The sequence below is a fragment of the Nocardiopsis sp. NPDC006938 genome (assembly GCF_042869555.1).
Taxonomy (GTDB): domain Bacteria; phylum Actinomycetota; class Actinomycetes; order Streptosporangiales; family Streptosporangiaceae; genus Nocardiopsis.
In genome coordinates this window covers 356,215-378,196 of sequence record NZ_JBIAGA010000003.1, presented here as the reverse complement: position 1 = coordinate 378,196, position 21,982 = coordinate 356,215, and the positions used below count along the sequence as shown (strand labels likewise).

Here is a 21,982-nt window from a genome sequence, read left to right as displayed (position 1 = left end):
GTTCAGAGGCGACCGGCGTCGATGATGCGTTGGAGGAACCGGCGCGTGCGCGGCTCCGTCGGGTCGCCCAGGACCCGTTCCGGCGGCCCCTGTTCGAGGACGCGCCCGCCGTCGAGGAAGCACACGGTGTCGGCCACCTGACGGGCGAAGCCCATCTCGTGCGTGGCCAGGAGCATGGTCATGCCGTCCTCCCTCAGCCCACGCACCAGGTCCAGCACCTCGCCGACCAGCTCCGGGTCCAGCGCGCTGGTCACCTCGTCCAGCAGGAGCAGGCGCGGGGAGTTGACCAGGGCCCGCACGATCGCCACGCGCTGCTGCTGCCCGCCGGAGAGCCGGTCGGGGTACTCCCCCGCCTTGTCCAGCAGACCGACCCGGTCCAGCAGGGAGCGCGCCCGCTCCTCGGCCTCCGCGCGCGCCCTGCGGTGGACGCGGCGCGGGGCGAGGGTAACGTTGTCCAGCACGGACATGTGCGGGAACAGGTTGAACGCCTGGAACACCATGCCGATCCGGCGGCGCACGCGGTCGGGGTCCACACGCGGATCGGTGACGTGCTCGCCGTCCAGGTGGATGGCGCCGTCACTGATCGGCTCCAACAGGTTGGCGCAGCGCAGCAGGGTCGACTTGCCGGAGCCCGAGGCGCCGATCAGCACCACCACACCGTGTTCGGGCACGTCGAGGTCGAGCCCGTCGAGCACCACGTTGCCCCGGAACTCCTTGCGGACCCCGCGCACCCGCAGCACCGGGGTGTCGCCCTCCAGCCGGGCGATCCGTTCGAGCTCTCTCACCTCGCCCCCTCCGATGACTGTCTGCGGGCGGCCCGGACGGTCACCCAGTCGGTCACGGCCACCAAGGGGATCGCCATGAGCACGAACAGCACCCCGGCCACCACGTAGGGCGTGAAGTTGTAGGTCTGTGCGGTGGCGATCTGCGCCGCCCTGATGGCGTCGATCGGCCCGGCCAGGGAGATCAGCCCCACATCCTTCTGGAGCGCCACCATGTCGTTGAGCAGCGGGGGCGAGACCCGGCGCACCGCCTGCGGGAGCACCACCCAGCGCATGGCCTGCGTGTAGGTGAGGCCGAGCGAGCGGGCGGCCGCGATCTGGCTGGGGTGGATCGACTCGATCCCCGCCCGGAACACCTCGGCGATGTAGGCGCCGTAGGTGATGACCAGGGCGATACCGCCGAGCACCAGCACGCTCGGAGTGCCCTCCAGCCGCAGCCCGGGCACGCCGAAGGTCATCAGGTACAGCACGATGATCAGCGGCGCGCCCCGGAACCCGTAGGTGTACGAGGCGGCCAGGGCGCGCAGCGGGAAGAACACGGGCCCGCGCAGGGTGCGCATGATCGCCACGAGGAGGCCCAGGGCCAGGGCGCCCAACGCGCAGAACAGCAGGACGCGCAGGTTGAGCCAGAGCCCGGTGAGCACCGCGGGCAGGGCCTCACGGGCGACGCCGAGGTCGAAGAAGGTCTCCCGGACCCGCTCCCACCCCGGCGAGCCGACCACCACGGTCACCAGGACGGCCCCCAGCAGCGCTGTGGAGAGCGCGCCCACCAGGACCGAGCGCACGCCCTGGCGGCGGCGGAACGTGGCGCGCTCGGTCTCCAGGAGGCTGGGGACCCGCGTTCCCTCCGTCCCGGTCACGACAGTTCGGGGGCGTCGGCGGCCTCGGCGAGCCACTCCCGTTCGAGCTCGGCGAGGGTGCCGTTCTCCCGTAGGGTGTCCACGGCCTCGGTGACGCAGTCCGTCAGGGGCGAGCCGAGGTCGAGGACCAGCCCGAACGACTCCTCCTCGGACTCCGACGCGGCCTTCGGCAGCTGCCCGACGATCTCGGCGCCCTCCAGCTCGGCGGAGGTGACGTAGAAGGCGGTGGGCAGGTCGAACACCACCGCGTCCACCTGCCCGTTCTCCAGGGCCTGCTTGGCGTCGTCGTTGTTGTTGAAGACCAGCGGCTCGGGCTCGGGGTCGATACTCGTGACCAGCGCGTCGTAGCTGGTCGTGCCGACCTGGGCGCCGATCACCAGCCCCCGCAGGTCGTCCAGGCCCTCGGCTCCGGCGGCCTCCCCGTCGGAGAGCGCCACGACCGCCTGGCGGACGTCGTAGTACGGGGAGGAGAAGTCGACGGCGGCGCGCCGCTCGTCGGTGACGGAGAACTGGTTGACGTCGAAGTCGTAGGCCTTGGGACCGGGGGCGATGGCGTTGTTGAACGTCACCACCGTCCACTCGACGCGGTCGGCGGGGTAGCCCAGCTCCTCGGCGACGGCGTAGGCCACGGCGGACTCGAACCCCTCGCCGTTGGACGGATCGTCGCCGACGAACCACGGCGGGTAGGCCGGGCTGTCCGTACCGACGGTGAGCGTGCCCTCGGTCAGCGTGGGCAGGGCTCCGGGCTCGCAGGCGGCGCCGGGCCCGGACGCGGCCGACTCCTCCTCGGGGGAGCAGGCGGTGGCCAGCAGGACGGCGGCGGCCGCGACGGCACCCAGGCGGACGAGGGGCGGGGCGAGGGGGCCACGGGCACGGGATCGCAGGGGCACGGGTTACTCCGGAAGGCTCAGGCGGGGGACGATGATTTCCCCACATTAGCGACCAAAGCAGTTGACAACCAGGTCGTCTCCGTCACGCTCACCCGTCGGGCCGCTCGCACGAATCACGGAACGGGCGGCGGACCGGTGCCACGGCGCGGACCACCTCTGACCCGTGTGCCCGGGCCGCCTACTCCCCGTCGTCCTTCTCGGCCTCGCGGACCTCCGCGTGCATCGGCATCTCGAACCACACCGCCTTGCCGTCCGGTGTGGGACGCGAACCCCACCGGCTGGCGAGCTGTTCCACCAGGTAGAGGCCGCGCCCGCCCTCGTCGTCGGCGGCCGCGCTGCGGATGCGCGGCAGCCGGAGGTCGTGGTCGAAGACCTCCACCCAGACCGCGTTCGCGCCACGGCGCAACCGGAGCAGAAACTCCTTCTCCTCCGGGTCGTCGGTGGACTCGTCCTCCTCCGCCACCGCCTCCAGCAGGTCGCTCCAGTCCTCGTCGAACTCGTCCGCTGCGCCCCCGGCGCCGAGCGGGGTCTCGGAGTCCAGCACCCCGTTGCCGGTGAACTCGCGGTGCACCGGGTGCGGGGTGGCGTGGATGACCACGTTGGTGACGATCTCGGAGACCAGCAGGCAGGCCAGTTCGGCCTGGTCGCGGTCGACCCCCCACTCCTTGAAGGTGTCGGCCGCCAGGTGCCGGGCCGCGCCCACCGTGGAGGCCTCCGAGGGGAACCAGCCCTCGCGCAGCGCCAGCTCCTCGGAGTGGGTGCGCACCACCATCAGGGCGGTGTCGTCGTCCAGGACGCCGGGCACGCTGTGCACGGCCGCCTCGGCGATCTGGTCCACGTCCTTGTCGGCCACCTCGGCGACCCGCTCGGTCATCCTGGCCAGGGCGCGCTCGGGGTCGGCGCGGCCGCCGACCGGCCGCCGGTCCACCAGGCCGTCGGTGTACATGACCAGCGTCGCCCCCAGGGGCAGCCGCAGGTCGGCCTGGTGGTAGACGATGTCCTCGCCCGAACCGCCCCGGGCACGTACCCCCAGCATGCGGTCGTTGACCTCCAGGTCGAGCGTCTCGACCGACTCGGAGGTGATGAGCAGGGGCGGGGCGTGCCCGGCGTTGGCGTAGGACAGCTCGCGGGACCAGGCGTCGTAGACCATGTACAGGCAGCTGACGCTGGGAATCCACACGTCGCCGCCGCTGTCGGGGATACCGAGCTGGCGGACCCACTCGTCGAGCTCGCGCAGGATGTCGGCGGGCTCCCGGTCGGCCTGCGCGAAGGCGCGCAGCGCGGCGCGCAGCTGCCCCATGACGGCGGCGGCGTGCGGTCCCCGGCCCTCGACGTCGCCGATGACCAGGCCGACCCGCCCGGCCGAAAGCGGGATGGCATCGTAGAAGTCGCCGCCGACCTGGGTCTGGATACCGTGTCCGTGGCCCTGGAGGGGGCCAGCCGGGAGGTAGCGGTGCGCGACCGTCAACCCGTCCAGGGGCGGGAAGTCGCTGGGCAGCAGGCTGCGTTGGAAGGCCACCGCCGTGCTGCGCTGCTCCTCGAAGAGCCGGGCGTTGTCGATGGCCAGCGCCACCCGGGAGGCGATCGCGCCGACCAGGTCGCGGTCGAAACCGCCGTAACTGCTCTTCTGCCGGGGGGAGAGCCCGGACAGGGCCATGGTGAGCACGCCCAGCACCTCGCCCCGGGCCCGGAGCGGGGCGGCGATCGCGGAGGTGACCCCGACCTGCCGGGAGACCCGGTCGGACCGGTCGTTGGGAGAGTTCTCGTAGAGGTGGTCGCTGGTCACCACCGTCTCCAGGCGGCGCATCGCCTGGGTGACGAAGTGTCGTTCGGGGTAACGGACCTCGTCGCCCACCGCGAACCACGTGTCGGGCGGGGGCGTCCAGCCCTCGGCGTGTACGGACACCTGTCTGACCAGGCGGTCGCGGTCGAAGAGGTCGATGAAGCAGTGGTCGGCGAACTGCGGCACCAGGATGCCGGCCACGCCCCTGACCGTGGAGTCGAACTCCAGGGAGCTGGCCAGTCGGCTGCCGATGCGTTCGAGCAGGCCGTACTGCTCCTCGACCCGGCCGCTGCGCAGCGCCTCGTGGGCGATGAGGGTGATCCCGTCGATCTCCCCCGAGTCGTCGCGCATGGGCACCGCCTGGGCCCGCACGTGAATCCACGTGGAGTCGCCCTTGAGCACCGCGAAAGTGCCCTCCCACGGCTCGCCGCGCAGCACGCGCCGCGCCAACTGGGAGGCGTGTTCGCGGTCGGACTCGTGGATGCCGATGTCCAGCAGGGACAGGCCCACGTAGTCGCGCCCGCCGACGAACCCGAACAGCTCGCGGGCGTACGGGTTCCAGTAGCGAAGAAGGCTGAACCGGTCGATGACGACGATGGCGATCTGGGCCTGGTCGACGACCTCGGCCGTGGCGAGCGCGTCGCTCTCCCGGAAGGGCTCACCCCACCGTGTCATCTAGCCGCCACCTCGCCGTCATGAGCTGCACACATGCCTGCTCCGGGTACCCCGAACGACCACACCTTGGGGCGAGCGTAGCAACACCGTCAACGTTCCCGCAGCGCAATGAGACAATCCCGATGAGCAACCAATCAACGTGGACGAACGCTTCACGGCTTGGCGACGAAGATGTGCCCGGCGACATCCGCCGGGAGCTCGGTGTTCTCGCTCGCGCCGATGACGCGCACGCCGTCGTCCGTTGCCTGAAGCACGACTTCCTGTCCGGGTTGTACCCCGGATTCGCGCAAGGTCAGCATGATGTCCGCGTCGGGCTGGAGCTGTTCGCTGATACGGCGCACCGTGACGGTGGTCTCGGTGTGGGAGACCGCGTCGATCATCGGCACGATGGAGTCGTCGGTGAACGGCTCGGGGGCGTACCCCTCCAGCCCCAGCTCCTCCAGGCCCGGGATCGGGTTGCCGTGCGGACACACCGAGGGCGCGTTGAGCAGCGTGACCAGGCGCTCCTCCACGGCTTCGGAGATGACGTGCTCCCAGCGGCAGGCCTCGATGTGGACGTCCTCCCACGGCAGCCCGATGACGTCGACGAGCAGGCGCTCGGCGAGACGGTGCTTGCGCATGACGTGGGTGGCGAGCCTGCGTCCCTCGGCGGTCATCACCAGGTGGCGGTCGTTCTCGACCCTCAGCAGGCCGTCGCGCTCCATACGGGCGACGGTCTGACTCACCGTGGGGCCGCTCTGGTGCAGGCGCTCGGCGATCCGGGCCCGAAGCGGGACGATGCCCTCCTCTTCGAGCTCGAAGACCGTACGGAGGTACATCTCCGTGGTGTCGATCAGCCCGTGTGCGGTCAAGACTCCCCTCCCAAGGCTCTGCGCCCGACGCGCGGTCACGTGCGGGCACGGCAGGTCTCTCACAACACAGGCCGGGACCACGTGATTCCCTGGGGCCAGGTGGGGACCGGGGCGTCCGCACGACCGCGGGAGCGACCTCCGATGCGTCCAGCATATCGTGGCGCGGCGTGCGTGGATTTCGACACCGTCTCACGATCCGGACACTCCTCCACCGCGACCCTCCGTCGGCGCAAGGGTCCAAGGTCACAGGCCTGCAGGTGATCCCGTCGGTGTGTGAAGTATCCGAAGGTCCCCCGCACAGGGGCCGGTCGGCCCCTGTCGACTCGAACCCCCGTTCGACGCGACCAACGTCACTCCGGGGAACGCGGCGTGGGAACCGGCGTCGGCGGCGCCCCCGCCCGGGAGGAGCCGGGGCTCACAGGGGGCTCACGGCGCGAGGCGCTCGACCACCCAACCCCCGTCGGTCCACAGGTAGCGGAACCGGTCGTGCATGCGGTCCTCGCCGCCCTGCCAGAACTCCACCTCGCTGGGCACCAGGCGGAAGCCGCCCCAGTAGGATGGCCTCGGGACGGGCTCGTCCGCCCGCCACACGGTGTCGAACCCCCGGTAGAGGCGGTCCAGCTCGGCGCGGTCGGCCACCGGCCGCGACTGGCGCTCGCTCGCCCACGCGCCCAGCTGCGACCCCCGGGGACGGGACGCGAAGTAGAGGTCGTTCTCCTCGTCCCCGAGCCGCTCCACGCGCCCGGCGACCAGGACCTGGCGCCGGATCGCGTGCCAGGGGAACACGACGCTGGCGCGGGGGTCGGCCGCCAGGGCGCGCCCCTTGCGCGAGGTGTAGTTGGTGAAGAAGCGCAGGCCGGTCGCGTCGTAGCCCTTCATCAGGACGGTCCTCGACCGGGGCATCCCGGAGGGCTCGACCGACGACAACACCATCGCGTTGGGCTCGGCGAGACCCGACTCGTGCGCCTCGCCGAACCACACGTGGAACTGGGCCATCGGACGGTCGGCGAGGTCGCGGCGGCGCAGCGGTGCACCCAGGTACGGTTTCCGCAGTTCCGCGGGGTTCTGGTGGTCCACACGACGCATACTCTCACGGCGCGCCAGCCCCGTTCCCGGTGCCCAGGGGCAGACACCGGGCGCCGAGTTCGACCGTGTTCGCGTTGCGCATGCCACACCTTTGGACCACGTGCTGGCGTTGGCGTTCACCGGTTTCGGGATTGACCACCTCCGGCCCCACCAGCACCAACTGCACCATGCGGCCGTCGAACCAGTTCCCCTCGTTGCCGGTGTCGAACTCGATGTAGCCCGAGACCCCGGTGAGGTTGCGGGTCCGCTTCACCGCGCCGTGCAGCTCCTCCCGCTGCTCCTCGTACTGCTCCTGGGTGCGCAGGTAGGGGTGCCGGTCCAGGCCGATCCACCGCAGCGGACCGCGGGCCCGGAGCTCCTCCGGGGTGAGGCCGACGGTGGGCAGCGCCTCGGAGACCACCAGGAGGGCGTCGCTGGCCACCGCCGCGTGCGCGACGGACGGCAGCTCTGCCTTCCCCGGCGGCCGGTCCCGCCGCCGCTCCGCCGCCCCGTCCTCGTCACCCCCGCCGTCGCCGTCGCCGTACAGCTCCCCGAGCAGCTTGCCGATGTCGTCGTAGAAGCCCTGGTCACTGCCGCCGGGACTCCCGCCCGGCCCGCCCCAGGGGCCGCTGGGCGCCAACGGCGTGTAGAACACCGAGTGGTGGTCGGCGTTGTTGCCGATCAACTCCTCCTCGTCGGAGACGAACTTGGAGACGTCGTCGCCGCCGAGGATCGTCATGCGGCCGTCGACGCAGTCCTCCCCGCCGGTGCGGATGAACCGGCGGTAGAACTCGGTGAAGTCGTCGGACCGGCCCGCGTAGTAGAGCAGGTCGGGCGGATCGTCGTCGGTGCACAGGCGCTCCAGCTGCCGCTCGTAGGTGGTGTCGGCGTCCTCGTCGCCGTCCCGGTAGAGCAGCACGCCCCGGCCGTCGTACTCCTCCGGTCCCAGGTCGCGGGCGCCCTCCCACACCCGGCCGCCGCGGTCCTCGAAGGCGGCCATGAACTCCCGCGCCAGGTGCGGGCCGTACTGCTCGTGCCGCCCGCCGTCGGCGTCCGTCTCGGCACCGGCGATGGCCACGGCGGTGTCGTGCCGCTTCAACCCGCGTTCCACCCCGTCGGCCCCCCGCCAGGACACGCCCTCCCGCGCCCAGTGCGCGGACTGCTCGGCGATCCGCGAGTTGGCCGGGGAGACCGGGAAGTAGAACTCACTGTGCTCGCGCTGGCCGTACTGGGCGACGTCGTCGAAGGTCGCGGTGGTCCCCACCATCGTGAGCGACGCGTCCCCGACCTCCTTGATCGCGTTGCTGTTGGGCACGACGCTGTGTCCGAATCCGACCGCCGCGATGGGGCGGTCCATCCCGAGGCGCTCGTCCTCCGCGCGGTCGACGATCTCCTTCGCGGCCACCAGTGAGTGCTCCCACCCCCGGCCCGCGTTGGCGATCAGCAGTCGGACGCGCGGGTACCGGGAGTCCTTGATCCGGTTGTGCTCGCGCTGCTGGTAGGCCAGGCCCAGAAGCTCCCCCTGGCTACCGGAGAGCGACGGGTCCTCGGGATCGGCCACGTCGAACTCGGCGAGGTGGGCGATGGTCACGTAGGGGTGGCCGCTCGCCTCCACCTCCTGGTTCTGCTCGTGGATGAGCTCGGTGACCTCGGTCAGCCGCTCGTGGAAGACGAACGCGCCGTCGGTGACCCCGACGCACTGGTCCCCCTTGCGGACGATGCCGCGCGGCTGCCACACGCCCTGCTGGACGCACGGGTTGCCGGCCTGCACCAGCGAGGGCACGAACACCATGCCGAGCAGGGTCAGGACGGCGGTGGCGCCCGCGACACCGGAGGTCCACATCCCCGCCAGGTACGGCCCGGACAGGACCCACTCGGGCGTGCCGCGTCGGCCGAGGACCTCCGAGGCCCCGGTCAGGGCGGGAACCCTCGCGGTGATGACGCGCTCCGTGCCGAGCACACCGGCCAGGTACCGGCGCCGCCGCCACGAGCGGACCTCCTCGGGGTCGCTCCGCACCTCGCCCTCACCCACCCTGTACTCGGGCAGGTCACCGTACAGGGCGGCGTCGACCGCACCGCCGAGCAGCGGGGCGAGCCCGGCGTCACGGACCTGCACCAACAACAGAGGGTCGGGAAAGGCCCGGCGCAACCGCTCCTGCTCGACCAACCAGACGAGGTAACGGCCGACCCGGTCCAGGCGGTGCTGGTCGTAGACGAGCACCGGCCGGGCGCCCGTTCCCCTCCTCCGGCGGCCCCGGCCCGCGCCGTAGACGCGTTGGAGGTCGTCCAGGAACGCGTTGACCGCGATCCGGTGGGTCACCGGGGGCGGGACCGACCCGATCCGACCCGCGTTCATCCTGGGGTTGTTCAGCTTGTTGAGCAGGCGCACCCCGTGGGCCCGGTGGCGACCCCGGCCCTGGTCGCCGGTCCGCGCGCCCTCGTCGTCCGCCTCCTCGTCGGCCTCCTGCCCGGCCGCCCGGTCCGCTCCCTGCGGGGAGGACCGCCTCGGGTGCGGGTCCATCACGTAGCGGTGGTGTCGCAGCCACCGGTAGGGGCGCCACGGCAGCAGGAAGAAGAACACGGTCAGCACGTAGACGGACGCCAGGAGCGCACCGACCAGCAGGGACACGAGTTCGTTGGCCTGCTGCGCGGCCAGCCCCACGTACGCGAACGTGAAGGGCGCGGCCGCCACGAAGAGGGAGAGGACGAAGGAGACCGGGGTGAGCACCTTCTCGTCCGCGTTGCCGAAGGTGATCCACTTCGACGCCACGGTGACCATGCGGGAGAAGCGGGCGGCGCCGCTCGCGAGCGAGCGCACACAGACGGTCCAGCGACCGCGCAGGAGCTCCCACCGGGTGGGGGCGGTCTCGTCGGAGCCGTCCTCGGCGGCGCGTTCCGCGCGCTCCAGCAGCTCCCTCCTCCGGTCGCGGGCGCTGTCCAGGCGCACCCCGGCGCAGGGCCTTGATCACCTCCGCCTGGGTGGCGCTGGTGTTGGGCAGGACGTCGCGGGCCCTGGGGCTCTCACCCTCGGCGTCGGAGGCACGGAAGGCCCCGGGGTGGCAGCGCTGGAGCCACAGGAGGGAGCGGACCTGCGAGAAGCGGGGCGGAGGCGGTGGTTTGCGTCCGCGCGGGGCCTCGGGCTGATCGTCCCTCCAGGCGAAACCGCCGTCGACCAGCCGCTCCAGGAGGGCGTAGAGCTCCTGGGTGGTGACGTCGGGTTCCGGTCCCGTGTCGGAGGGCGGCCCGGGTTCCGGTTCGGGGGACGGTGCGCCGTGGTCCCCGGAGACGCTCCGCCACAGCCGGGCGCGGGTCAGGCCGCCACGACGGGGTTCCCGGTGCGGCCTCGTGGCGTCGGGGCGGGTGCCGGGCGCGTGGAGGTCCGGTGCGGCGGCGTCGGCCCCGGCGGCGCCCGGTTCTCGGGCGTCAGCCGTACCCCGCCCCGCGGCTTCCCCGGGCTCCCGGTCCCGGGGCTCCCCCTCCGGTTCCTCACCGCGCGGAACACCCTCGGGCAGCAGCCACACCGGGCCGACCGCACCGGCCCGCACCAGCTCCCGGAGGACGACGGCGCGGTCGTCGCGGCGGTCGGTCACCACGTCCAGCACGGGAGGGGGCTCGGCGGCGTCGCCGCGCTGGAGGCGTCCCCTGCGGGCGGGACGGCGCCGGGCCACCGCGAGCGCCATGCCTCGGAGCGTCAGGTACTCGGAGCGCGTCGGGCGGCGGCGCAGGCTGTCGAAGACCCCGACGAAGGCGGTCCGGTCCGTCCGTTCTTCTTCGCCAGGTGTCTGATCGGACACTCGAAGCTTCCCTCCGCGATCGTGTTGTCTGGTCCGCCCCCCGGCAAGTGCCTCATTAGACAGCAAAGGGCACCGGGCCGACATCCCCTTTGTCGCGATTGGGGCTGGCCCATACCGGCCAGCACCCGCCCACCTGTGATGATTCGATGTGACGGTCACGTGATTTCACGCCACCAATCGCCGACCTGACCGGCGCTCCGGCGACCTCCACCACTACGCTGGTCCGCGTGACCGAGATTCAGATTCCCGCGAACCTGCTGCCCGCCGACGGTCGTTTCGGGAGCGGCCCCTCCAAAGTCCGTGCCGCCCAGCTCGACGCCCTCGCCTCCTCCGGCTCCCGCTACCTGGGGACCTCCCACCGGCAGAAGCCGGTCAAGTCCCTGGTCGGCCGGGTCCGTGAAGGCGTGCGCGACCTCCTCTCCCTCCCCGAGGGCTACGAGGTGGTCCTCGGCAACGGCGGCACCACCGCCTTCTGGGACATCGCCGCCCACGGCCTGGTGCGCTCCAAGTCGCAGCACCTGGCGTTCGGCGAGTTCTCCAGCAAGTTCGCGAAGGTCGTCAAGGGCGCCCCCTGGCTGGACGACCCGACGGTCATCACCACCGACCCGGGCACCCACGGCGAGAGCGTCGCCGAGGCCGGGGTGGACGTGTACGCGCTCACCCACAACGAGACCTCCACCGGTGTGGCCGCGCCGATCCGCCGCGTCGCCGGCGCGGACGAGGACGCCCTCGTCCTGGTCGACGCCACCAGCGGCGCGGGCGGCCTGCACGTCGACATCACCGAGACCGACGTCTACTACTTCGCCCCGCAGAAGAGCTTCGCCGCCGACGGCGGCCTGTGGATCGCGGTCATGTCGCCCAGGGCCCTGGCCCGGGTGGACGAGATCGCGGCCAGCGGACGCTACGTCCCCGAGTTCTTCTCGCTGCCGACGGCGGTCGCCAACTCCGCCAAGGACCAGACGTACAACACCCCGGCCGTGGCCACCCTCCTGCTCCTCGCCGAGCAGTTGGAGTGGATGAACGGCCAGGGCGGGCTGAAGTGGGCCGTGGCCCGCACCCACGAGTCCAGCTCGATCCTCTACAACTGGGCGGACCGCTCCCCCGTCGCGTCGCCGTTCGTCGCCGACCCGGCCCAGCGCTCCCAGGTGGTCGGCACCATCGACTTCTCCGATGAGGTCGACGCCGCCCGGATCGCCCAGGTGCTGCGCGCCCACGGCGTCGTGGACACCGAGCCCTACCGCAAGCTGGGCCGCAACCAGCTGCGCGTGGCGATGTTCCCCGCCGTGGAGCCCAGCGACGTGAACGCGCTCACCGAGTGCGTCGACCACGTCCTCGCCCAGCTCTCCTGACGCGGATCACCCGGAGACCGTCCTGAATCGGTCCACCGACGCTGGAGAATGGAGGCCGACCCGCCGCGCGTGGGTCGGCCTCCTCCTCCTTCTTCCGATCATCGTTTCCCAGGACGGTCCCACTGTGCGCAGGAACAAGAAGACTGAACTCCCCATCAAGATCATCAGCCACCGCGGGGCCTCCGGTCACCGGCCCGAGCACACGCTGGCCTCGTACGAACTGGGCGCCCGGCACGGCGGCGACTTCATCGAGATGGACCTGGTCTCCACCAAGGACGGGCACCTGATCTGCCGCCACGAGCAGGAGATCGGCGAGACCACCGACGTGGCCGACCGCCCCGAGTTCGCCGACCGGCGCACGGAGCGGACCATCGACGGGCGCACCGTCGAGGGGTTCTACGCGCAGGACTTCACCCTCGCCGAGATCAAGACGCTGCGCGCCCGCGAGCGCATGGCCGGGGTCCGACCGGACAACGCGGTGATGGACGGCACCTACGAGATCCCGACCCTCCAGGAGGTCGTCGAGCTGGCCCTGTCCCTGACCAAGGAGCTGGGCCGCCCCATCGGGATCTACCCGGAGACCAAGCACCCGGCCCACCACGTGGAGCAGGGCCTGGACCTCGAACCGCCGCTCATCGCCGCGCTGCGCGGGGCCGAGCTGGTCGGCGAGGAGCCCCGGGTGCCCGTGTTCCTCCAGTCCTTCGAGGCCGAGAGCCTGCGCAAGCTCGCCGAGACGGGGCTGCCGCTCGTCTACCTGATGGGGACCGAGGAGCACTGGCTGCACCACACGACCCCGGGCGGCCTGGCCGAGGTGGCGTCGTTCGCGCACGGCATCGGCCCGCACAAGAGCCTGGTCATCCCCACCAACGAGGACGGCTCGCTGGGAGAGCCCACCGACCTGGTCCGGGACGCCCACGAGGCGGGTCTGGTCGTGCACCCCTACACGTTCCGCAGCGAGAACCACTTCCTCCCCGAGGACCTGCGCTCGGACGGAGAGCCCAAGGACTACGGAGGTTTCGCCGCCGAGTACGAGGCCTTCTTCGACGCGGGGGTGGACGGCGTGTTCACCGACTTCTCACGGCACGCGTTCCTGTGCCGCGAGCACTACCTGGACCCCCAGCCCGCCAAGTAGGCCCCCGTCCCTGGGCCCTTCGGCGCGGGCTCAGGGACCGGTCCCGGCGAGGAGTGCGCGACAGGTCCCGGGGAACGCGGACTCAGCGCCCCGACCACATGGCGGCGTTGACGATCGCGCTCATCTTGTCGGACAGCTCCGCGAGGGCTTCGGCCTCCCCGTCGAGGTCTCCCTCCCGCACCTGGAGGCGGATGCGGGCCGAGAACTCGTCCAGGAGGAAAACAATGGTCAGGGCCTCGGAGGACAGGAGCTCCGCCGTCCCGCCGCGCTCCTCCACCCTGGTCGCCAGCTCCCGCTCCAGGGCCGCGCGCAGGCTGTTCACCTCTTCGGCGAAGGTGAGCGGCCGCGAGATGGACTCACCTTCCACCCCGGTATCCGCGTGATCCTGCCTTGAGAGGACATGCGTGCGCTGGTCAGGATTAGCGCCATCACCCATCAGGGACCTCCACGTAGGTTGCCGGACAGTGTAGCCCCGGGGGTCGGGACCGGCGGCCCTGAGGGCCGGACCGGCGGAGCGGGCTCAGGTACGGCGCACCAGCAGGACGATGGCGCCGATCAGGACCACCGCCACCGCCGCCCCGCCGAGGATGAGCGGCAGCGCGCCGCCCGCGTCGGCCTCCTCCGGTTCCTCGGCGGCCGACTCGTCGACGACCGGGGAGGCCTCGGCCGCTTCCTCCGCCTCCTCCGTGTCCGCGGCCATCTCCGGGAGCTGCTCGCCCGACAGCGGTACCCGCCAGACCGGGGAGTTCGCCCCCTCGGTCCCGGCCATCAGCGCGGACCCGTCCGGGGTGAAGGCCACCGACTCGCCCTGGTCCATCTCCGGCAGGTCGAAGGAACCCACCGGGCGGCCCGGCACCCCGTTCGTCCCGTCGTACACGCTCACACCCCAGTAGGTGCGGATGGCGTAGCGGGTGCCGTCCGGGCTGAACGCGGCGTCGGTGGCGAAGAGCGGCGCGGAGTCCACCCTGGTCAGGACGTTCTCACCGACCGGGTCCAGGTTCTCCGGCGCGACGTACACGCTGCCCGCGAACTCCTTGGACACCACGTACAGCCGACCGTCGCGGGGGTCGATCATCATCCCCTCCGCGTCGCGCCCACCGTCCTCGTACGTGAAGGTGAACACCGACGGGTCCAGCGCGGAGTCGCCGAGGACCTCGGGTTCGGTGAAGTGGTAGACGCGGACGCTCGGCCACCCGCCGCCGAAGTTGTCGCCGATGTCGCCCACGAAGACGGCCGGAACCCCGTCCGGACCCTGGGCGACGCTGATCGCCTCCCAGTCGCGCCGCTCCACGTTGAGGGTGACGGTGGCGACGGTCTCGCCGTCCTCGTTCACCGCGTACACCTCGGAGGGGTGGTCGCCGCTGTCGTTGTGCGTCCACCACACCCCCTCGTGCAGGAGGGAGGGTGCCAGGCCGCTGGACTCGGAGATGCGGTCGTCCTGGAACTCGAAGGCGATCTCCGAACCCTCGGGGCCCTCGCTGCCGCGCGGGTAGTCGAAGCCGCCGGTGCCGTCCTCGGGGTCCGCGGTGGCCGCCACGGCGGGAACCGCCGGAGCCAGCGCGAGGAGGGCGGCGGCGACGAGGGTCAGAGAGCTTCTCATGCCCGCCATCCTGCCAGGGCCGCCCGCCGGGGGCTTGCACCCGGGTGTGAACGGGCACATTCGGCAGTGAGAGCGCCGCAAGGAGAGACCTCATGAGGATCGTCGCCTGTCTCAACGGTGACCGCCGTCCGGGTGCGCACCCGGCGCTGCCCGTCTCCGTCGACCAACTCGTCACCGACGCGCACGCCGTGGTGGCGGCGGGCGCCACCGGCCTCCACGTCCACCCGCGCGACGCGCGCGGGGCGGAGTCCCTGGAGCCCGGGGTGGTGGCCGAGCTGATGGAGCGCCTGCGCGCGGACGGGCCCGACGTCCCGGTGTCCCTGACCACCGCCCTGTCCGCTGAGCCCGACCCCTGGCGGCGCTACGACCTGGTGAGCCGGTGGGCGTCGCCGTCGTTGCCCGACTCGGTGTCGGTGAACCTGCACGAGGCGGGTTCGGTGGACCTGGTCAACCTGTTGGGCGACCGCCGGGTGGCGGTGGAGGCGGGGGTGTGGTCGGTGGACGCCGCGCGCATCCTGGTCGCCACCCGGGTGGAGGTGGCGGCGGTGCTGGTGGAGCCGACCCAGGTGGCGGTGGAGGACGCCCGGCGCAACACGGAGGCCATCACCCGGGTGCTGGACCGGGGCCGGGTGCGGGTCCCCCGGATGCTGCACGGGGTGGACGCGACCGCGTGGCCGATGCTCGAACAGGCGCTGGAGGAGGGGCTGGACCTCCGGATCGGCCTGGAGGACACGATGCGGCTGCCCGAGGGGGTGGAGGCGCACGACAACGCCGCCCTGGTGGAGCGTGCGGTCTCCCTCGCCGGGGCGGCCGCTTAGGGGCCGGTGCCCTCGGCGAGCTGGCGTTCGATCCGGTGCTGGGTGGCGGTGAGCGCCTCGATCCGCTCCCGGACCGCCCGGAGCCTGTGCTCATAGAGCGCCACGGCCTCGGCGCAGGCGGGCTCGCGGACCAGGTCGAGTTCGAGGCAGTCCTGGAGTTCCTGCACGTCCTCCGAGGTCAGCCCGGATTCGAGGAGCAGGCGGATGTTGCGCACGCGGTCCACGGCCTCGGGTCCGTACTCGCGGTACCCGTTGGCCGTCCGCTCCGAGGCGAGCAGTCCCCTCTGTTCGTAGTACCTCAGGGAGCGCGGGCTGGCGCCCGTCCGTTCGGCGAGTTCCCCGATGCGCATGTTCGGTCTCCGACCTCGTGGGGCGGACGCGCCGGTGCGCGGCCGCCCCGCCAGCCTACGAAACGCTCTCACGCCGTGGCGGGCGCGCTCTCCGAGGGAGACCGTGCGGGGAAGCGCCGGACGGACCACGCCATGAGGGCCAGGGCGGCGAGCCCCACGGCGGTGGCGGCGACGGGCACGCCCGTTCCCCCGTACCCGGCGACGACGGCGCCGCCGAGGGCTCCGGCCACCGCCGTCCCCACGTACAGTCCGCCGGTGTTGAGGGCCAGGGCCTCGGTGCCAGCGTCCCCCGCGAGGTGGAGCAGCCGGGCGCTCATCGGTGCCGCGAACCCCCAGGCGGCGAACCCCCACAGGGCGAACACACAGCCCAGGAGCCACACCGGGACGGTGTCGGGGAGGGCGAGCGCGGCCAGGAGCGCGCTGGCCCCGACCATCCCCGCGAAGGTGGTGAGCAGGACCCGGTCGGCGCCCCAGAGGTCGGTGGCCCGACCGCACAGGAAGGTGCCGACCGCCCCGGCCGCGCCGACCACGGCGATGAGCGGGGCCAGGGCCACCGGCCCCGCCCCGGTGAGGTCGCGGGTGAGCGGGGCGACGTAGGTGTAGGTCATGAAGCCGCAGGAGGCCCCGGCGACGGTCCCGGCGACGCTGGTCAGGAGGGCGGGTCGGCCGAGGTGGCTCAGCTGTTCGCGGAGCCCGGCCTCGGGCGCCCCCGGGAGCGGCGGCAGGAACCGGAGGGAGGCGAGCAGGACCGCCCCGGTGAGCAGGGCCACGGCGGCGAAGGCCGAGCGCCAGCCGAACGCGGAGCCCAGGAGCGCGCCGATGGGCACCCCGAGGAAGAGGGCGACGGTCAGCCCGGCGGCGACCGCGCCGACCGCACGCCCGGTGTGCCCGGCCGGTGCGAGCCGGGCCGCCATGGAGAAGGCGGCGGGGGTGAGGGCGGCCGCGATCAGCGCCGCCAGCACCCGCAGGCCCATGAGGACGGCGTACGCGGACGCGAGGGCGGTGGCCAGGTTGACGAGGGCGAACAACGCGAGCCCCGCGACGAGCAGGGTGCGGCGGGGCAGCCTCGCTGTGGCGACGGCCAGGGGCGGCGCGGCCACGGCGTAAGTGAGGGAGAAGACGGTGACGAGCTGTCCGGCGGCGGCGACGCTGACGTCGAGGTCCTCGGCGATGACCGGGAGGAGCCCCGCGATGACGAGGTCGTCGGTGCCGACCGCGAAGGCCGTGAGGGCCAGGCAGGCCAGCCAGCCGGATCTGGGCGTGTGCGTGGACATGGCCGCACGTTAGGACCCTGCCACCGGTGTCAGGGTCAAGCCGGGGCTCAGCCGAAGATCGCTCCCAGCACCACGATGAGCATGATGGAACCCAGCACCACGGGCAGCAGCCAGCGCTGCTTCCTGTTGTTGGTGAGCATGCTCATGACGTGCCCCGCTCCGGTGCTCGTTGGGATTCGCTACCCCAGGGTAGTCCCCAGCTCCGAACGGTCCGGTAGCGGTCCGGCCCCGACGGGCGGCTCTCGACGAGGTCGACCCGGTCCGCCCGCCAGCCGGTGGGGATCGCCGGGCCCAGGGCACGCAGGGTCCGGGTGACGTCGTGTGGGCGCCGGGAGCGGGCGAGGGTGACGTGCGGCACGAAGGGGCGTGACGAGACGGGCACGCCCGCGCGCCGCGCGGAGTCGGCCAGGTCGGTGGCCAGCCCGGTCAGCCCGTCGCCCCGTACTCCGGCCCACACCACGGAGGCGCCCCGTCCGGCGTCCGGTTCGTCGGGGCGGGGGAAGACGCCCCAGCCGTCGAGGGTCAGGTCCAGGGGCGGGCGGCCCTCCAGGGCGCGTTCCAGGGCCTCGGCCACCCGGGGCGTGCGATCGCCGGGGTCCCCCAGGAAGACCAGGGTGAGGTGCCACCCTTGCGGCGGGCTCCAGCGCAGGTCCGGTGCCGTGGGCCGGGCCTCGCGCACCGCGCGGCGCAGGTGGTCGCGGACCCGGCCGGGCGGCCACAGCGCGACGAACAGGGGCATGGGATCATCATCCCTTCGACCCGGTCCGCCCGCCACCCTCCGACGCGGTGCGTCCCGCACGTCCGCCCCGCCCGCCACCGTCCTGTGAGCCGCCCGTGTACGTCCTCGCCTGTGTGTTCGTGGTCCTGACCGTCGCGGCCCTGGTCCGCATCACCGCCGGGTTCGGGTTCTCCCTGGCCGCCGTCCCGCCGCTGGCCCTGCTGCTGGACCCGGTGACGGCGGTGGTGGTCGCCGCGACCCTGGCCGTTCCGCTGAACCTGTGGGTCGCCCTGCGGGACCGTACGCACGTGGACCGGCGGGCGGCCTCGCTGCTGCTCGTGTGCGCGCTGGCGGGGGTGCCGTTCGGGCTGTGGGCGATCAACGTGCTCTCGGAGAGGGTGCTGCTCGTGCTGATCGCGACCACCGTGGTGCTCGGCACGGTCCTCGTGTGGCGGCGGGTGCGCGTGCCCGGCGGTCTGGGGGCGGTCGCCGGGATGAGCGCGCTCTCGGGGGCGGCGTTCGCCTCCACCGCGATCGACGGCCCGTTGATGGTGGCGGGGCTCCAGGGGTCGCGGCTGTCCGAGCTGGAACCCCGCGTCCAGCGGGCCACGCTCGCCGTCACGTTCTCCGCGACGAGCGTGGCGACACTGGTGGGTTTCGGGTTCGGCGGGCAGCTAACCTCGCAGGTCGGCGGCCTTCTGGTGGTCGGGGCCCCGGCCCTGGTGCTCGGCACCCTCGTGGGTGAGCGGCTCTTCCGCAGGCTGGACGCCGAGCTGTTCCGCCGCACCGTGCTGGTGTTGCTCGCGGTCAGTTCGGTCTCCATGGTCACCCGGGTGGTCACCGCCTGATCCCCCGGCTGGTGCCGGGGTGGCCGGAGCGCTCTCGGTCCCGCCGGGGCCTCGGACCGTCTCGGCACCGGCGGCCGCCCGGCCCCGGCGACGGCGCAGCAGGGCACCGGCGGACAGCCCGCGCGCACGCATCAGCAGCACGGTGAGGACACCGACCACCACGACCGTCACCGCGCCGCCCGTGAGGAGGCTGGCCTGCGGCCCGAAGGCGTCGGCGATCAGGCCCACCACGGGTGCGCCGATGGGGGCCACACCCATGAACACGAGCAGGAACATGCTCATGACCCGGCCGCGCATCTGGGGGTCGACGCTCAGCTGGAAGGTGGCGTTGAGCGTGGTCACGAAGGTCATGAAGAGCACGCCCATGGGCACCAGGACCACGACGAACGAGACGTAGCCGGGCATGAGGCCCGCCAGGAGCTGGGTCGCTCCGAAGCCCATCGCACCGACCAGTACCAGCTTCAGCCTCGGGTGGTCGCGGCGCGCCGCCAACAGCGCTCCGGCCAGCGCGCCCACCGCGAGCGAGGCGGCGGCCACCCCGAAGGCGGTGGCACCGGCCTCGTACACGTTGTTGACCATGAGGGCGATCTGGTTCTGCGCGTTGGCGCCGAAGAACTGCACGGAACCGGCCAGGACCAGCAGCAGGACCAGGTCGCGTCTACCGCCGATGTAGCGCAGGCCCTCACGGATCTGCCCCTTGCCGCGCGGCACGGGTTCGGTGGGGTTGAGTTCGGCGGTGCGGATCAGCAGGAGCGCCACGATGGTGAAGGCGAACGAGAGGCCGTTGACCATGAACACCGGGCCGCTGCCGACCAGACCGATGAGCACACCGGCGACGGCGGGTCCGGTGACGCGGCCGAGCTGGAAGCTGGCGCTGTTCAGGGCGATCGCGTTGGGCAGCATCTCGCGGTCGACCATCTCGGGGACGAACGCCTGGCGCCCCGGGTTGTCGAGCACGGTGATCATGCCGAGGCCGAGGGCGAACAGGTAGACGTGCCAGACCTGGGCGGCGCCGAGGGTGGCCAGGACGCCCAGGCCGACGGCGAGGACGCCCATGGTGGCCTGGGTGCCGATCAGGAGCTTGCGCTTGTCGAAGCGGTCGACCATGGCGCCGCCCCAGAGCCCGAGGAAGAGCATGGGCAGGAACTGGAGCGCGGTGGTCAGGCCGAGCGCGATTCCGCTGCCTCCGCTGAGCTGGAGGACCAGCCAGTCCTGGGCGATGCGCTGCATCCAGGTGCCGGGGTTGGAGACCAGCTGGCCGAGGGCGTAGACGCGGTAGTTGCGGACGGCCAGGGACCGGAACATCGCGGCACGGCGCATCAGTCCCTCCCCGTCCGACGGTGGAACGGGGCGGGGGCGTCCACCCGGGCGTGGTTTCGGGGGCAGAGAAGTAAACGGCGTTGACTCATCACCTGTCGCAACGCGGACCACCCCCGCCCGCATTCCCGTCGGGTCCCGCGTGGACCCCTCCCCCGCGCCCCGCGCCCGGGTTCGGCCCCTTCCTCCCGGTTGCGCCGTGCCGGGCGCGACCACCGGGGCGCTCCACGACGAGGGCCGACACCCCGATCGGGGTGTCGGCCCTCGTCCGACGCGGCTCACCGGGCCGCGAGGCACCGGTGAGGGGAGCGCGAGTCAGCCGATCAGGGCGTAGATCGGCGCCTCCGCGAAGTGGATCAGGAAGACCACCGAGATCAGCCACAGCAGCGGGTGCACCCGGCGGCCGCGGCCCGTGACCAGCATGACGAAGGCGTAGGCGAGCAGACCGAACCCGATGCCGTTCGCGATCGAGTAGGTGAACGGCATCATGATGATCGCCAGGAAGGAGCCGATGCCGATGGCCGGGTCCTTGAAGTCGATGTTGGTCACCTGGGTCATCATCATGAAGCCCACGATCACCAGGACCGGGGTGGCCGCCTCGAACGGCACCAGGGTGACCAGCGGCGTGAAGAGGGTCGCGACCAGGAACATCGCGCCGGTGACGATCGGGGCGATACCCGTGCGGGCGCCCTCGCCGACGCCCGCCGCGGACTCCGCGTAGAGCGTGGCGACCGAGGCGGAGCCGATGCCGCCGAGGACGGTGCCGAGGGAGTCGGCCACCAGCACCTCGCGGGTGCCCTCGATGTTGCCGTCCTCGTCGGCCATGCCGCCCTGGTGGGCGACGCCGACCATGGTGCCCATGGTGTCGAAGAAGTCGGCGAGCAGCAGGGTGAAGACCAGCATGACGACCGTGGCGACGCCGATGTCGGAGAAGCGTCCGGCCAGCCCGCCGTCGAGGAACAGGCCCAGCAGGGAGATGTCGGGGAGGGCGATCAGCGCACCGGGATCGCTGGGCAGGCTCGGGACGGTCAGACCCCATCCGAGGCCGTCGCCCCCGTCACCGAGGAGCGTCTCCACCGCGATGGCGAGGAACGTGGTGGCGACGATGCCGATGAGCAGGGCGCCGCGCACCTTGCGCACGTAGAGGCCGACGCTCAGGAGCAGGCCGACGACGAAGACGAGGATCGGCCAGCCGTTGAGGCCGCCGTCGCCGAGCTGGACCGGGGTTCCCTCACCGGCCTGCACGAACCCGGCGTTGACCAGGCCGATGAGGGCTAGGAACAGGCCCACGCCCACGGCGATCGCGACCTTGAGGCCGGGCGGGATCGCGGCGAAGACGGCGGTGCGGAAGCCGGTCAGCACGAGGACGAGCAGGACGACGCCCTCGATGATGATCAGCAGGAAGACGTCCGCCCACGGCATGAGCGGGGCGATGCCGTAGGCGACCACCGCGTTCAGGCCCATGCCCGCCGCGATAGCGAAGGGGTAGCGGCTGACCACGCCCATGAGCACGCAGGAGAGCGCGGCGACCAGGGCGGTCATGGCGGCGACGCCGGGGATGCCCAGGGTGTCGCCGTTGACGTCCTCGGCGGTGCCGATGATCAGCGGGTTGAGGACGACGATGTAGGCCATGGCGAAGAAGGTCGCCATCCCGCCGCGGATCTCGGTCCCGAGGCTGGAACCGCGCTCGGAGACGCGGAAGTAGTGGTCGAGGAAGCCCTTGGGCCTCCTCTGTTCGTCGGTGGGGGATGGTGTCGGTGCGTTCACGTCGTCAGCCTGACCTCGTCGGATTACCGGACAACAAGGATTCTGCGCCAGATTAGTTGCATCTTCGTACAACAGCCGACACCTGTTTCACATCATTTTCAGAGAAACC

General features: G+C 72.1%; 17 protein-coding genes and 1 pseudogene. 4 read left to right on the top strand and 14 right to left on the bottom strand.

Features of this window, described 5'->3' with window-relative positions; genetic code table 11:
* Positions 1–2 precede the first annotated feature (2 nt).
* From ACFYL4_RS07165 to ACFYL4_RS07135, 7 genes are all read right to left on the bottom strand, one after another.
* A complete protein-coding gene (locus tag ACFYL4_RS07165) occupies positions 3–785 on the bottom strand; it encodes an amino acid ABC transporter ATP-binding protein (protein ID WP_387517105.1) in 783 nt (260 codons plus the stop codon).
* Positions 782–1,642, bottom strand: a complete 861-nt coding sequence (locus ACFYL4_RS07160) for an amino acid ABC transporter permease (protein WP_387517103.1) — start codon at positions 1,640–1,642, stop codon at positions 782–784. Before ACFYL4_RS07160 ends, ACFYL4_RS07165 begins: the two co-directional genes overlap by 4 nt.
* The gene (locus ACFYL4_RS07155) at positions 1,639–2,532 is read right to left on the bottom strand and encodes an ABC transporter substrate-binding protein (protein ID WP_357768471.1); all 894 of its coding nucleotides are present in this window, start codon (positions 2,530–2,532) and stop codon (positions 1,639–1,641) included. The genes ACFYL4_RS07160 and ACFYL4_RS07155 overlap by 4 nt, the downstream gene beginning before the upstream one ends.
* Positions 2,533–2,710: 178 nt before the next feature.
* Entirely contained in the window at positions 2,711–4,990 is a 2,280-nt protein-coding gene (locus ACFYL4_RS07150) for a SpoIIE family protein phosphatase (protein WP_387517100.1), read from the bottom strand.
* A gap of 152 nt (positions 4,991–5,142) precedes the next feature.
* Complete coding sequence (locus tag ACFYL4_RS07145; protein WP_387517098.1) at positions 5,143–5,841, bottom strand: iron dependent repressor, metal binding and dimerization domain protein; 699 nt, start codon at positions 5,839–5,841, stop codon at positions 5,143–5,145.
* 426 nt (positions 5,842–6,267) lie between these two features.
* Complete coding sequence (gene pdxH / locus ACFYL4_RS07140) at positions 6,268–6,918, bottom strand: pyridoxamine 5'-phosphate oxidase (protein WP_387517096.1); 651 nt, start codon at positions 6,916–6,918, stop codon at positions 6,268–6,270.
* 13 nt (positions 6,919–6,931) lie between these two features.
* Positions 6,932–9,853: an ABC transporter substrate-binding protein gene (locus ACFYL4_RS07135; protein WP_387517094.1), complete on the bottom strand. Its 2,922-nt coding sequence runs from the start codon at positions 9,851–9,853 to the stop codon at positions 6,932–6,934.
* 1,074 nt (positions 9,854–10,927) lie between these two features.
* Here ACFYL4_RS07135 and serC point away from each other — a divergent pair.
* Both serC and ACFYL4_RS07125 read left to right on the top strand, forming a co-directional pair.
* The gene (gene serC / locus ACFYL4_RS07130; protein WP_387517092.1) at positions 10,928–12,049 is read left to right on the top strand and encodes a phosphoserine transaminase; all 1,122 of its coding nucleotides are present in this window, start codon (positions 10,928–10,930) and stop codon (positions 12,047–12,049) included.
* Positions 12,050–12,173: 124 nt separating this feature from the next.
* On the top strand, positions 12,174–13,181 hold the full coding sequence (locus tag ACFYL4_RS07125; RefSeq protein WP_387517090.1) for a glycerophosphodiester phosphodiesterase family protein: 1,008 nt from the start codon (positions 12,174–12,176) through the stop codon (positions 13,179–13,181).
* Between the two features lie 82 nt (positions 13,182–13,263).
* On the opposite strand, the gene ACFYL4_RS07120 is transcribed toward ACFYL4_RS07125, so the two are convergent.
* Both ACFYL4_RS07120 and ACFYL4_RS07115 read right to left on the bottom strand, forming a co-directional pair.
* Positions 13,264–13,548 (bottom strand): hypothetical protein, encoded by a 285-nt coding sequence (locus tag ACFYL4_RS07120; RefSeq protein ID WP_387517088.1) that lies wholly within the window; start codon positions 13,546–13,548, stop codon positions 13,264–13,266.
* A gap of 153 nt (positions 13,549–13,701) precedes the next feature.
* Positions 13,702–14,781 (bottom strand): YncE family protein, encoded by a 1,080-nt coding sequence (locus ACFYL4_RS07115; protein WP_387517086.1) that lies wholly within the window; start codon positions 14,779–14,781, stop codon positions 13,702–13,704.
* Positions 14,782–14,873: 92 nt separating this feature from the next.
* Here ACFYL4_RS07115 and ACFYL4_RS07110 point away from each other — a divergent pair, with 92 nt between their 5' ends.
* Entirely contained in the window at positions 14,874–15,599 is a 726-nt protein-coding gene (locus tag ACFYL4_RS07110) for a 3-keto-5-aminohexanoate cleavage protein (protein WP_387517084.1), read from the top strand.
* Here the strand turns inward: ACFYL4_RS07110 and ACFYL4_RS07105 are convergent.
* The 3 genes from ACFYL4_RS07105 to thpR all read right to left on the bottom strand — a co-directional run bounded on the left by ACFYL4_RS07105 (position 15,596) and on the right by thpR (position 17,962).
* A complete protein-coding gene (locus ACFYL4_RS07105) occupies positions 15,596–15,949 on the bottom strand; it encodes a MerR family transcriptional regulator (protein ID WP_387517082.1) in 354 nt (117 codons plus the stop codon). The genes ACFYL4_RS07110 and ACFYL4_RS07105 overlap by 4 nt on opposite strands.
* 68 nt (positions 15,950–16,017) lie before the next feature.
* Positions 16,018–17,223, bottom strand: coding sequence for an MFS transporter (locus ACFYL4_RS07100; protein WP_387517080.1), 1,206 nt, complete (start codon positions 17,221–17,223; stop codon positions 16,018–16,020).
* A 142-nt stretch (positions 17,224–17,365) separates the two neighbouring features.
* Positions 17,366–17,962, bottom strand: coding sequence for an RNA 2',3'-cyclic phosphodiesterase (gene thpR, locus ACFYL4_RS07095; protein ID WP_387517078.1), 597 nt, complete (start codon positions 17,960–17,962; stop codon positions 17,366–17,368).
* Between thpR and ACFYL4_RS07090 the strand changes: the two are divergent.
* Positions 17,878–18,705 (top strand): annotated as a pseudogene (locus ACFYL4_RS07090) (sulfite exporter TauE/SafE family protein); the annotation flags it as partial. The gene thpR and the pseudogene ACFYL4_RS07090 overlap by 85 nt on opposite strands.
* Here ACFYL4_RS07090 and ACFYL4_RS07085 read toward each other — a convergent pair.
* Together ACFYL4_RS07085 and ACFYL4_RS07080 are read right to left on the bottom strand one after the other, a co-directional pair.
* On the bottom strand, positions 18,616–20,109 hold the full coding sequence (locus ACFYL4_RS07085; protein ID WP_387517076.1) for an MFS transporter: 1,494 nt from the start codon (positions 20,107–20,109) through the stop codon (positions 18,616–18,618). The pseudogene ACFYL4_RS07090 and the gene ACFYL4_RS07085 overlap by 90 nt on opposite strands.
* A 312-nt stretch (positions 20,110–20,421) precedes the next feature.
* Positions 20,422–21,873: an NCS2 family permease gene (locus tag ACFYL4_RS07080; RefSeq protein WP_387517074.1), complete on the bottom strand. Its 1,452-nt coding sequence runs from the start codon at positions 21,871–21,873 to the stop codon at positions 20,422–20,424.
* Positions 21,874–21,982: the final 109 nt, after the last annotated feature.

Bases quoted from the DNA above. Each gene is read 5' to 3' on its own strand.
- ACFYL4_RS07115 (WP_387517086.1), bottom strand. From the start codon at position 14,781: ATGAGAAGCTCTCTGACCCTCGTCGCCGCCGCCCTCCTCGCGCTGGCT.
- ACFYL4_RS07105 (WP_387517082.1), bottom strand. From the start codon at position 15,949: ATGCGCATCGGGGAACTCGCCGAACGGACGGGCGCCAGCCCGCGCTCC.
- ACFYL4_RS07100 (WP_387517080.1), bottom strand. From the start codon at position 17,223: ATGTCCACGCACACGCCCAGATCCGGCTGGCTGGCCTGCCTGGCCCTC.
- ACFYL4_RS07150 (WP_387517100.1), bottom strand. From the start codon at position 4,990: ATGACACGGTGGGGTGAGCCCTTCCGGGAGAGCGACGCGCTCGCCACG.
- ACFYL4_RS07085 (WP_387517076.1), bottom strand. From the start codon at position 20,109: ATGCGCCGTGCCGCGATGTTCCGGTCCCTGGCCGTCCGCAACTACCGC.
- thpR (WP_387517078.1), bottom strand. From the start codon at position 17,962: ATGCCCCTGTTCGTCGCGCTGTGGCCGCCCGGCCGGGTCCGCGACCAC.
- ACFYL4_RS07110 (WP_387517084.1), top strand. From the start codon at position 14,874: ATGAGGATCGTCGCCTGTCTCAACGGTGACCGCCGTCCGGGTGCGCAC.